10 protein-coding genes are annotated in these 12,684 nt (G+C 43.4%); 5 read left to right on the top strand and 5 right to left on the bottom strand.

Annotation, left to right across the window (positions count from 1 at the left end):
- Window positions 1–359: 359 nt before the first annotated feature.
- On the bottom strand, window positions 360–698 hold the full coding sequence (locus F6K64_RS00280) for a P-II family nitrogen regulator (protein WP_287248372.1): 339 nt from the start codon (window positions 696–698) through the stop codon (window positions 360–362).
- A 99-nt stretch (window positions 699–797) separates the two neighbouring features.
- Here F6K64_RS00280 and F6K64_RS00285 point away from each other — a divergent pair, with 99 nt between their 5' ends.
- A complete protein-coding gene (locus F6K64_RS00285) occupies window positions 798–986 on the top strand; it encodes a hypothetical protein (RefSeq protein ID WP_287264661.1) in 189 nt (62 codons plus the stop codon).
- Window positions 987–1,028: 42 nt separating this feature from the next.
- Here the strand turns inward: F6K64_RS00285 and feoB are convergent, their stop codons facing one another.
- The 3 genes from feoB to F6K64_RS00300 all read right to left on the bottom strand — a co-directional run bounded on the left by feoB (window position 1,029) and on the right by F6K64_RS00300 (window position 5,579).
- On the bottom strand, window positions 1,029–2,882 hold the full coding sequence (gene feoB, locus F6K64_RS00290) for a ferrous iron transport protein B (RefSeq protein WP_287264662.1): 1,854 nt from the start codon (window positions 2,880–2,882) through the stop codon (window positions 1,029–1,031).
- 288 nt (window positions 2,883–3,170) lie between these two features.
- Entirely contained in the window at window positions 3,171–4,235 is a 1,065-nt protein-coding gene (locus F6K64_RS00295; protein ID WP_287264663.1) for an AAA-like domain-containing protein, read from the bottom strand.
- 597 nt (window positions 4,236–4,832) lie between these two features.
- Window positions 4,833–5,579, bottom strand: coding sequence for a PEP-CTERM sorting domain-containing protein (locus F6K64_RS00300; protein WP_008181254.1), 747 nt, complete (start codon window positions 5,577–5,579; stop codon window positions 4,833–4,835).
- Window positions 5,580–6,154: 575 nt separating this feature from the next.
- Here F6K64_RS00300 and F6K64_RS00305 point away from each other — a divergent pair.
- From F6K64_RS00305 to F6K64_RS00315, 3 genes are all read left to right on the top strand, one after another.
- Entirely contained in the window at window positions 6,155–6,319 is a 165-nt protein-coding gene (locus tag F6K64_RS00305) for a hypothetical protein (RefSeq protein ID WP_008181247.1), read from the top strand.
- 459 nt (window positions 6,320–6,778) lie between these two features.
- On the top strand, window positions 6,779–8,257 hold the full coding sequence (locus F6K64_RS00310; protein ID WP_008181246.1) for an efflux RND transporter periplasmic adaptor subunit: 1,479 nt from the start codon (window positions 6,779–6,781) through the stop codon (window positions 8,255–8,257).
- Between the two features lie 118 nt (window positions 8,258–8,375).
- A complete protein-coding gene (locus F6K64_RS00315) occupies window positions 8,376–9,554 on the top strand; it encodes an ABC transporter permease (protein WP_044492476.1) in 1,179 nt (392 codons plus the stop codon).
- A 155-nt stretch (window positions 9,555–9,709) separates the two neighbouring features.
- Here F6K64_RS00315 and F6K64_RS00320 read toward each other — a convergent pair whose 3' ends face one another.
- A complete protein-coding gene (locus F6K64_RS00320) occupies window positions 9,710–10,444 on the bottom strand; it encodes an ABC transporter ATP-binding protein (RefSeq protein ID WP_287264664.1) in 735 nt (244 codons plus the stop codon).
- A gap of 266 nt (window positions 10,445–10,710) precedes the next feature.
- On the opposite strand from F6K64_RS00320, the gene F6K64_RS00325 reads away from it, so the two are divergent.
- Complete coding sequence (locus F6K64_RS00325) at window positions 10,711–12,675, top strand: TolC family protein (RefSeq protein ID WP_287264665.1); 1,965 nt, start codon at window positions 10,711–10,713, stop codon at window positions 12,673–12,675.
- Window positions 12,676–12,684 lie beyond the last annotated feature (9 nt).

A 12,684-nucleotide genomic window follows, 5' to 3' on the forward strand; every position in this document is an offset into this window, starting at 1 on the left:
ATCACTTAGCAAATCGTGGGTGGATTGTAAGCATATGCGCTACGCGCACGCGTACGCGAACAGCGTTCAGCTGTCAGCGGTCAGCTTAGAATAAAATTGAAAGTCTGGGGAAAAGCCCTTGGCCTTTGGCTGATAGCTGAATGCTTACATTACCCATCACCACTTAGTAAAAAAAATACCAATTCAATTAGGGTGGGCAAAGTAATCTAATCATTAATACTGATTTGAACCAAACTGTTTTTGCCCACCGGACAAGCTCAAGTAAAAAAAATACCAATTAAAGTAGGGTGGGCAAAGTATTCTAATCTAGAATTATCAAAATAAGCAAACTGTTTTTGCCCACCCTACTTGATTAGGGATTAAACCGCCTCTAGATTCCTTTCCCCAGTCCTAATCCGGACAATTTGCTCAATGGGACTGATGAAAATTTTACCGTCGCCGATTTTACCAGTGTGAGCAGCAGCGAGAATTTTTTCTACTGCCATGTCAACTAAGCCATTTTCAACAACCACTTCTAGCTTGACCTTGGGAAGAAAGTCTACTCTGTACTTTGTACCGCGATACTGTTCAGTTTGACCTTTCTGCCGTCCAAATCCCCGAACTTCAGACACGGTCATGCCAACGATACCAGCATTGACTAAAGCGATTTTGACGTCTTCGAGCTTATAGGCTCGGATAATTGCCTCGATTTTTTGCATTTTCCCAGCCCCTTACTGGGGCTTCCACTCCAATTAACTAACACCAGCATGACATATATACCACGAAAAATAAATTTTTCTGTAAAAAATAATACATTTATGATTGGTCATTGGCTCATTGCGATGTTCTTGACTGTCTTGCTCAGGGAGGATATAGCGCTACGCGCAAGTCAGAAGTTAGAAGTCAGAAGTCAAAAGTCAGCGATTACTTACGTTTCGGAGTTTAGGAATGTCCTAACAGTAGCGCATAGTGCTATAAGTGGGAATCCCCCTCCCGACTCCCATTAACCCAATAATTTGTACCTCACCCAATTGAGAAGTGCTATCTCTTCATTGAAATCCCAGTGCTAAAGCTCCCTGGTAAAATATCAAGCTAGCTACCCAAGCCAACCCTAAGGAAAACACTAAGGAAAATAGGGTAAATTTCCATGATTTTGCCTCATTAAATAGGGTAACAACGGTAGTTAAACAGGGAGTGTAGATTAAGCAAAAGATACAAAAACTATATCCTTGGATAAATGTCACTGTATCAGTTATCTGCTGACTAACAGCAACGGAGTTAAGTCCATAAATTACAGCTAAAGAGCCAATCACAATTTCTTTAGCAATGAAACCAAAAATTAGAGCTAGGGTTAAATGGGGATTAATACCAATGGGATTCATGACCGGACTGAAAAATTGTCCAATTTGCCCGCCAATGGTATCCAATCCTGTCGCTCCTGGCGGTAAATTCGTGATGAACCAAACGGCAACACAGCCAAAGGTAATAAACCCAGATGCTCGTTGCAAAAATTCTTTGACTTCTCCCCACCCTCTAAGTAACACTTGTTTGAGGGTGGGAATTCGGTAAGGGGGTAATTCTATAATAAAAGGTTCCTCGTTTTTAAAGACTCCTTGGAAAAGAGCAGCAGTGACAATGGCGGCTACAAAACTAAGTAGGTATAGGGAAAATAATACTAACGCTCCGTTACCATGGGGAAATACAGCAGCAATGATAAAGACAAATACCTGGAGTCTGGCAGCACACAAAGCAAAAGGAATCACTAGCATAGTTAGCAGTCGCAAGGCTTGCGATCGCATAACTCTAGTTCCCATTAATGCGGGCACATTACAGCCGAATCCCATCATTTGCATCACAAAACTGCGACCATCTAACCCCAACCGTTCCATAAAGATATCCATTAAATAGGCAGAACGGGATAGGTAGCCACTATCTTCTAGAATTGCCATTAAGATAAAGAACAGCACAATTAATGGAACAAAGGAAGCAACGGTAGCTAAACCGTTCCAAATCCCATTAATCAAAAAGTCTTGAATCACTGTGGGTAAGGGTTGGATGACAGGCTCAATTATGGCACCTTGAATCCAGCCAGTCATATCATCCATCAGGTCTTGAGAGGGGAGTCCCACAGTCCAAACCACCCAAAATACCAGGAACATTCCTAAGAAGAACAAGGGTAATCCCAATATCGGATGCAGCAGGAACTTATCAATCCTGGCAGTTAAATTGACTGCCATCTCAGAGGGCATTTCTACCGCACCATTTAGTACTGATTCTATCTCTTTAGTGGAAATAGAGCTATGCTCAGATAAACGAGTTTTTAGATTATCTATTCGATTATCTCTATTAATCGATTCTTCTTGTGCGTTTAATGTTTTAGAAATTTCTAGGTATGCCCTCATATAGCCGTATCCATACTTGGCACTAATGAGGAACACAGGCATATCCAAATTATCGGATAATTTTTCTGTGTTGATTTTAACTCCATATTGCTTAGCTTCATCAGCCATATTCAGCATCACCACTGCAGGTAAACCTAGGGCTTTTACCTGCAATGCCAAGCGAATTTGACGGTCAATTTGGGAAGCATTGAGAACAATAATAAATAGATCAACAGCAAAATTTTCTAAGAAGGTTTGAACAATTTTCTCATCATCAGAAAATCCGTTCAGGTCATAAATTCCTGGTAAATCTACGAATTCCGTAGGTTCGCCATTGAGTTGGACATTAGCTTGTAGTAGATCTACAGTAATGCCGGGCCAATTGCCAACGTGAGCACTGGTACCTGTGATACGGTTAAAGAAGGTTGATTTGCCCGTGTTGGGCATTCCTAGCAAGGCAACTCGCTTAACCCCTTTCGAGTCTTCAATGACGGCGGTGCTGGTATTATGGCAAGAGGTCATAATGTTACTGGCAGATATTTGTTTAAGCTCTGCAGGCTATCGGGGGGCCTTGAACAGTAACGATTATATAGCAATATAGCGGTTTTTAATTGGGTGAGGTACAGAATTTTGGGATTTTAGGGAACAGGGAACAGCGGATCTGGGAACAGGGAACTCAGAAGAGGGAATAGGGAACTTCGGAATTGGGAAAAAATCCTGTGTATCTCATAAGTATGGAAAACCCTATATTTCCGATTACTATAGCAATACGCCGTCGGGTATTTACAAATAATGGTGAGGCATAAATTACTACAAGCTTTGTAAAACTTGGCTTGCCTGTTGCCTGTTGCCTGTTGCCTGTTGCCTGTTGCCTGTTGCCTGTTGCCAGCCCGTAGCGCTATAACTATTAAAGCGATTCGGCAAAGCCGACGCTACGCGATCGCTAAAGTATCGCTGATACAAATTGCAGCTAACCATCACGTGATTGTCTGACCAATTCACCAGCTCCATACTGTACAACTTATAGCAATTCTCATAGCTATGAGAATTGCTATAGTCTTGGAAATAGGTGGTGCAGCTGACTTTACTACCGAGGTCCTGATGCCAATAATCATCCAGCATAGGTTTTAGGTTCAGCTTGCGGGTGACATTGTAGGCTAACCAACGCAAAAATTTATCTAGGTTAGTGAGAATTTCAACATCCACTCGTTGAAGGTTCAAACGCACAGTTTGGTAACCCTGAGTTTCTGCATGAGCCAGAATCCTGACCATCAGGGATGTTTTACCCATCTGTCTGGGTGCTTTAATATGAATAAAGGCTCCTGGTTTAACAATCTCTTCGTAACACCTAAATTCATAGGGGACTCGCTCGACATAAAATCGGGAAGCTAAAGGAACTCTTCCTTCTGGTAACTCCAACTGCTGGGATTGGTGATTGAGGATTTGGGATTGGGGATGGTTAGGAAAAAGAACATTTGAGATCTGTTGCTTAGCTGTAGATTGCACCTTCCCTTTGTAGTAAGGCTCTAGTCGCTGTTTCAATACCCCAATCTGCTCCTGAGTATGACTCGATTCTTGATTGACCTGTCGTCTTTCGAGTACACTGCGAAAATTGGTTTTACTGACTTTTTCCCCTAGTGCCTCTGAGAACAGTTTCCATAATTTAGGGGCAACGGTCTGCTTGATATAACTTGCTGAATAGCCTAACTCTTGAGCGATCTGGTCATAGGTTTTGCGTTGCCCTTGCCAGGATTTTTGCAAAACTGCTCTTTGGATATCACTCAGATATTGCCCTGTGTTGGAAAACACTAATTGTTCAGCAAATCCTAATCCTTCCTGAATATCAATCAGGTATTGTGAGTTAACAATGGCCATTTACTTTGCACCCTACATGATTCTTGGCTGCTAACCTGAGTGTGATATAACCATAGAAAACTGCTATAATACCAGGTCAGTAATCAAAATTATGGGTAGAAGCAAACCAAAAGATGATTACCATTTTGCTGAAATCCTAATTGCTTCGTTCTTTGGCTTCGCCTACTTCGTTATCAGAGTGGGAGAGTTTGAGAGGGAAAAGAATACCCCGTCCTCTTAGGTCGGGGATGAATTTTTCCTCTCAAATAGTGTTAATATAAAAAGTAAGGGTCTCAAAAAAACTGGGTATTGACCCTACTCAGCTACCCTCGGTGCGTTCGCGTAGCGTGGCCATAGGCCAGGGAAAGTTACGCCCATGGAGATAACAACCAACTAGGTTGTGCCTGGGAATCCCCATTCCTCTTAGGATGGGGAGGTTCAAATCAAATTCCGTTAGCCTACATCTTTAGTAAGGCTTACGAAAGTTTGCGATCGCGTTTGCAGAAGGTATGGCTTAGGTATAGATTGTGTACAATATATAGCAGCTCTCAATACCCAATTGAGAACTGCTATAGTTTGGTAATTTGTTAAGATTGCTAATTTCTTGAGACGGCCAGCTTAGGCTTGCTGTTTCTTTTTGCCCTTGAGGGTTGCACCAACACCGAATGCACCCACTGTCAGCAGACCTAGCACTGAAACCGGTTCAGGGACAGATGTAGTTTCTAAGTTTGTAGTTTCTACGTTTAATGTAAATTGTCCCACCATGTCCAAGTGACCATTTGGACTTATACTATACTCACTCACACGGTCTTTCTGTTGAACATTTGGTGCTTGATAAATATAGTCAGTAAGTGTGACGGTTGTTAAACCATCGATAAAGGACAGAGTTCCTGAGCCTGGTACAGTACTTCCATCCAGTCCCCGAGTTGAACCACTACTATTGGCTAAAAAGGTTGGATCAGAGTCAGTGGACCGGGCTAATTCTCCAAAGACTGAAATCCCTGGATTGGCAGTCTCTCCATTGAAAAACAAATTCAAACCGTAATGACTTTTATTAGCAAGAGAGCTTCTGCCATCACCATAAATCGTAAATGTATGGATACCTTCTGTTAGTTCAAAGTCGATGTTGCGACTACTTGGGTCATTAATGAATTCACCGTCTTCACCATCGCTGGTAACGAACAAGTCCCAAAAGCGATCAGCACCGGTATCCCAAACAGCTGTACCCGTACTTCCTGATCCATTAGTGTTAAATTCAATCAGTCCAGTTAAGCTTGTTGCTTGTGCGCTGCTAGTCGTTCCTAAGGTGACTAAGGCTAGGCTGGTGGTAGCAACTGTTAATTTAGTGAGTAATTTTTTAGTCATTGTATTTTTATCAGGCTAAGGGGTGATAGATGCTAGTCTAATCGGGTTTTTTTTTGCCACATTGAACTGGATTGCTTATTTTCAGTATGTCAATCCATATCAAAAAATAAAATATCTAAAAGTTCGTATAACTTCTTAAGGTTTTGAATTGGGTCAATCTCGATTAATTACGAACTTTTTAATTAACGAGTTTGCGACTTAATAAAGAAGATTAAAGTGATGGAAGTTTGCGTTCGCGTAGCGTGGCCTACGGCCAATCGCGTTAGCTAAACGTATGATTTATGTGTAGGTTATGTATAATATTTATTGAAGCCAAGCTCAACTAAATGGCACGTTCCAATTGCCCTGAGATTAAGCATGATAGCTTGATAGCTTTAATACCAATAGGACTTACGAAGTTTAGTTGGGTTCGCCCCCCTAACCCCCCAAATATGGGGGGTACTACTGAGAAAGTCCCCCAAGTTTGGGGGATTTAGGGGGCAATGGGTAAGTCCTGACCAAAATCAAGCGATCGCTCTACTCCAACTCGACAAGGGATTCGCTTCATCGTTGCCAGGGTTTGCTGCTGTAGCACCATGCGATTGGCCGTAGGCCACGCTACGCGAACGCATCTTGAGGTGAATCAAACGGACCCCAAGGTTGGAAAATTTAGGTTAGTATCCGAAATAGCCATTCTGTTATCCTATCCACAGGTGCGACCCGTGGCGAATTTAATTCTTAATGCGGAAAGCGCACCTTAAGATTTCCGTAACTGGTTTGCTGATTTTTGTTAATGTACCTCATAGTTATGCAAACCGCCGTAAGTCCGGAAGAGCCAAAAAAATTCCCCTTTCTGTTTAACCATTCCAGTATTCAGCAACGCCGAAAATAAGCGAACCGGGAGTTTTAAGGCATCTTTTGTTGGAAGTTGGGTCTATTGATGGTTTCTTGCTACTAAGCAGCAGTAGGTAAAATAAAATTACGCCTGATCTAAATTAAAAACCCCTCTTGTCCCATAAGGGTTTCGAGACTTGTGAGCCAGCGCGGTGGACGAGTTCCCCGGCATAAAGCGACTGGCGTTGGCGCAGCCTCTCCGGAGGAGATACCCGTAAGGGTTCAAAATCATGGTTTTGGAACTATTGAGGAAATTACAAGGGTTTCAACCCTTAATTGACATTAAAAGTAAATTATGAATACTAAAGGGGTAACTAGACTTGTCCATGAAGACTGTGGCTGATCGCACAAGGGCAAAACAAAAATTTAAGAGTGGAGTTAAATGGATCGGCTGGTCAGGGATGCTGACCATAGCTACTGCTGGTGGCTTGCTACTCTACAACTGGAATCAGAATCGTCCCTCCGAGCCAGTAGAGGTAAGTCTGTTGGCCGTGGAAGAAGATTATCTTGAGGAAGTGATTAACGAGAGCGGGACGATGGAACTAGGTGGTCAACAAACTCTCCAATCTCCAGTAGATGGCACAGTAGAGCAGATACTTGTTGGTGTGGGTAATAGTGTTGCATTAGGTCAGACACTGGTAATTCTGAGGGATCCAGAGCGCCAAACTGCCCTTGCGCAACAGCAGTTAGAGATTCAGAAACAAGAACTGAAGCTAGAGCGCAACCGTCAGAAAACTATTGAAGCCTCCCAAAAGCTGACAGTGGCTCAAAAGGAACTCCAGGCACTTGCCTTCCAAGAGGTAGAGATGCGCAAGCAGGAACTCCAGCTGGCTCGCAACCGTGAAAAAGTTCTAGAACTTACTGCAAAACTCAACGCTGCTCAACGGGAACTCCAAGAAAGTGAGGTTCTCCTGCAAAAGGGCTTTATTCCAGAAAATGAACTTCAGCAACAGAAAGACCAAATCCTAACGATTAAATCTCAATTGCGGGATGCTGAGTTAGCCGTTGACACCACGGTACTGGAACTGCAGAGTCTACAACAGCAGCGCCAAAGTAAACAGCGGGAACTGTCAAACCAAGTTCTGACTGCTGAAGCTCAATTGCAGGATGCTCAGTCACAGGTCAGTACAGATACTCATGAACTGGAACGCCTGAGACTGGAGAGAAAAAAAATTGAGGAGGAAATACAGAAAAACCTTGTCAAGGCAACCCTGAATGGAACAGTGCTGGAAATCAATGTCAAAGTTGGAGAAGTGGTCAAGCTGGGCGATGCTCTGCTGACCCTCGGCAATCCCTCACAAGGAATAGTAAAACTCCAGCTTTCACCCCTTGATGCTGTCCGCGTTCAAGTCAATCAAATTGCCCGCGTTAGAGTGATTGGACCAAACGCCAAAAGTTTCACTGGCAGAGTTCAAAGCGTGTCAAAACTGGCAACTACCTCAAATAATAATGGTGAGAAGGGAAAAAGCTCTGGTCAAGCCACGGTGACTGCAACTATAAAGCTGGATCGACCCAGCAAGACGCTGATTCCTGGTAGCAAATTGGATGTTGAGATTATTGTGGCTGCACGCCAAAATGTAGTAGTTTTGGACACGGACGTGATTCAAAATTCTGGAGCTAATGCCTTCGTGTGGGTACGGGATACTCAAGGCAAGGTTCAAAAACGCAGTGTAACACTGGGGCTAGAGGCCTTAACAAAGGTAGAGGTAACGTCGGGACTACGCCCTGGCGACGTGATAGTTTTGCCCCCCACTGGATCGTCCCTAAACCCAGGAATGCCTGTTATCCCCAAAGCAGAGCAGTAAAGCAAATCGAAGCAATGGTTGCTCAAAACTTTTCAGAAGCAGCCAAAACACTTGCTATTTATTTATTTATTTATTTATTTATTTATTTATTTATTTATTTATTTATTTTGTATTGCTCATGAGCATCTCACCCCTTGACTTAGTTGCTCTAACTTACAACTCTCTAAGTGGTAACCCCTTACGTTCTTTGCTAACAACCCTGGGCGTTTTTATGGGGGTCGCTTCAGTCAGCGCCACCTTACAAATACGCAGTATCAGCCGAACTGTTATTGAACAACAACTAGCCGAGCGAGAAGCACCTCAGTTGAGCGTCTATTATTGGACCAACGATGGCAGAAAGCTTCAGCTAGAAGATATGGAATTCTTAAAACAGAGAATGGTAGGCTTGTATGCCATCAGTACCTATACTGGGTTTGATAGCGGTCAAGTCATCTTCCAAGATAAGCAGGCGAACCTTTCTATCCATGCAGTTTCCCAAGACTACCTGCTGACTTCGGGTCGAGCAATCCTGCAGGGGCGGTTCTTCAGTGTTGCTGATTTTGCCAACTATCGACCTTTGGCGGTCATAGATCAATTTTTGGCAGAGCAACTTTTTCCTGGGCAAAACCCGATAGGGCAACGCCTTTATGCCGCTGACCAGCCCTATATCGTCATAGGGGTAATCGAAACTAAGCTAAGAACTGCAGAGTATAAACCAAACGGTGAGATGCTGGTGCCCTTGTCCCTCTATAGAGTTTTGAGCGGCGGTCGTGATATCGGAGGACTTCAGCTGCGCCCCAACAATCTCAAAGACATGAAAGACCTAGAACAGCAGGCTCAGCAGCTGTTATCCCAACGCTACCCAGGTGGAATGTTTTGGGCTCAGAATAACATTGATGATATCTTGGAGCAACGGCAAACACTGGTATTTGTTTCCCGGGGACTGCTAGTCCTAGCAATCATTACGCTTTTGGTTGGCGGTGTTGGCATTGCCAATATTACCCTTGCCTCAGTGGTTGAACGCACCCAAGAAATTGGCCTGCGGCGAGCAATCGGCGCAACCCAGACAGAGATTAGGCTGCAGTTTATTCTAGAAGCTGTTTTACTAAGTCTCGTTGGAGGTACAGTTGCGATCGCCACGGTACATTGGGCGACGATTGGGGTTGCCAATAAGTTTGAGTTGCCCTACGAATTTGAATTGGAAACGGCCACCTTGGCATTAAGCTCGGCAGTGGTGGTAGGGGTAGGCAGTGTTTTCTTCCCCGCCGTGCAAGCCAGCAAACTAGATCCAGTGAAAGCACTGCGCTCATCGAAGTAATATCATGTCCAGTTGAATACTTACACGAGGCGCGAAAGCAAGGCAGAGGGCAGAAGGCAGAAGGCAGAAGTAAAGGAGTAAGGTTTCAAGAGAGAAGGTTTTTTATCACTAATTATCCGGACTTGATATAAACAACTCTTCCCCATCGCCAATCCCTAATAAGCAACGGCAACCTGAAGCATCTCCTCTGGCGTAAGATGGGAATGCACCACTTCCCCATCACGGAACCAGACAATGCGCCTGGTGAGACGGGCTACCTCTGGCTCATGGGTTACCATCACTACGGTGATACCACTGGCATTGAGTTCCCCAAACAATTCCATCACTTCCCCAGTAGTGCGAGAGTCGAGAGCTCCAGTCGGTTCGTCGGCGAGCAAGAGAACAGGGTTGTTGGCAATAGCCCGAGCGATCGCTACTCTTTGCTGCTGTCCCCCAGATAATTGAGTGGGTTTATTATACATCCGATTTTCTAAACCCACTCGCTTCAAGGCTTCCTCGGCGCGATCGCGTCTTTCTGCCTTTGGCATCCCTGCATAAACCATTGGCAAAATCACATTGTCCAGCGCTGTCATCTTAGGCAATAAGTGGAACTGCTGGAAGACAAAGCCAATATTGCGATTGCGAATCTGGGCTAACTCTACATCAGTTAGCCCAGAAACATCTAGATTATCGAGATAATAGTGTCCTGAGGTTGGTTGGTCAAGACAACCAATTATATTCATGGTTGTGGATTTTCCCGAGCCAGATGTGCCCATAATTGAGCAATATTCACCCTGCTCTATAATCAGGTTAATGTTAGAAATGGCGTGAACTGCTGTATTGCCACTGCCATAAACTTTAGAAACCTCCTCCAAGCGAATAGCCACAGGTTGGTACTGATTACTTACCATTTGTGCAATTTCCACTCAATCATTAGACCTCTTGCAAAAATAAATATGAAATCAAAATCTATCCCTTTTGCATGCATGCCTTTTGCCTTTTGACTTGTATTCACCAAGGTTTATGAGACTTATGCAAGAGGTCTATTCATTAGATTCCTTGGATTTCAACAAGTTAGAATAGCTAATGTAATTTTAGCAACATAGATATGGGATGTGTGAAAAGGATAAAGATTAAAAAATTCCCAATTCCCGCTTATTGCTACTTGGGTGATTAGATGTACAACAGAATTGACGTAATGATACCTCTGTCGGCAATTTTTGGGACCGTTTGTACTTTTGTCGTCCCTCAACCCTCTCAAACCAATCCTCATCCTGAGTTGCCTTTTAATCCTATCCAAACTGCCAATGCCACAAATCTTTTAGTAAACGTCAGTCCTCTCAATCAACAAGTTGGGCAAGCAGGCATTGTTGGTGAAGCTGGGGTAAATAGGGGAGAAGTCGCCGTGTTTCTTCCATCCATAAGCAGCGGAAAACACCGCCAGTCCGATGCTCTTAAGAAACCCGATGAGGGAACCCACAAAAGGGGAGACGGACAAAAGGGGAGAAGTTCGAGTGTTCCTTTCATTAATCCCAGTGGAAAGAGCCGTTTTTGGAGATTTCCTCAGGAACACAAGACAGAGAGCAGTTCAGTGGTGCAGATGCCAAGTTTGGCTTCTCTAACTACCAATCGAAGTAACAACCAAACTCAACTTATCAAGGTCAATTTCCAGGAAAAAGCAGAACGGACTCAGCCCGATACTGAAACTAGAAAAGAACAAGAGCAGGAAGAATTAGCAACAAAGCCGCAGAAACTAAAATTAACCCTTTCTAATGTTGTCATCTTAGCCTTGCAAAATAATAGAATTATCAAAAACGCTTACCTTCAAAGGATAATTGACCTACAAGAACTGGCAGTAGCTGAAGATGAATTTGCTCCCAATTTTACCCCAGAAATGTTCGTTGAATTCAATCGTAACCAGTTAGGATCCACTCTAAGAACAGACAGTGAATTAAATTTAGCTGTAACCTTGGATCTCAATATCATCACTGGTGGAGACCTGAAGGTGACGTGGAGTCCTAGAGGTAGATTGCAAGACAGTAATAATATTAGCAGCATCGGAGACGACTTATTAAGTCAAAATTTAACTTTCAGTTTTATACAACCTCTCTTAAGGGGATTTGGAGTAGATGTCAACAGAGCTCCTATTCAGATTGCCCGGCAGGAAGAAGCGATCAACATTGTTGAGTTAAAATCGAATCTGATCAACACCATTACAAATGCTATCGAAGCTTACCTGAGGTTACTCCAAGCTCAGGAACAAATCAAAATCGAGCAGCTTTCCCTAGAGAGCGCCAAACGGCAAATGGAAGTTATAGAGGCTTTGATTGATGCTGGCAGACGAGCACGGGTTGAACTCGTCCAAAGCGAGACAGAAGTGGCTAACCGAGAAGTGAGCTTATTAACAGCTAAGAATAGACTTGCTCAAGCTGGTTTAGATCTGATTGAGATTCTCGAACTTGAGCAAAATTTAGAACTAGTAGCTGCAGATATTCCGGCCCCAGTAGACTCAACCCCTCTGGAGTCAGAGAAGCTACAGCAATTAGCTTTGGTAAACAACCCAGATTATTTGCAATCTGTGAGCCGATTAGAAATAGCTAAATTAAACCTATTGCTGGCCAAAAATGAAAGGCGCTGGAACTTAGATTTCCAGGTAGACTATGACTTAACTACCACCACTCTGGTAGGCGATGATACAATGGACTTGAGGGGCAGACTCACTTTAAAACGTGAATTGGGTAATCTTAGCCTAGAACAGGCTGTTGAACGCAGTAACATTCAACTCCAACAAGCCAATAACAATTTGCAGGAAGCACGTGAAACTCTAGAAATTGAAATTAATAACAGAATTAGAGATGTGAAATTCAATCTAAGACAGATACAACTGGCGCGGCAAGCCAGAGAATTATCTGAACAACAACTACAGAACGAACGGGAAAAACTGAGATTGGGAGTCAGAGGAACTCGACTGATCGATGTTTTGGATTTCGAGAATGACTTGGTACAGGCCAAAAATAGGGAGCTTAATGCCAGGATTGACTATTTAAGAGCTTTGACAAGACTTGAGCAAACTGTCGGAATCACACTGGATAGATGGAATATCAAGATTGAGGCAGCTAAAGCCATCCCAGGTAGAAGGTGAACATTGATA

Origin of the sequence: Moorena sp. SIO3A2, from assembly GCF_010672265.1 — a bacterium.
In the GTDB taxonomy this organism is placed as follows: domain Bacteria; phylum Cyanobacteriota; class Cyanobacteriia; order Cyanobacteriales; family Coleofasciculaceae; genus Moorena; species Moorena producens.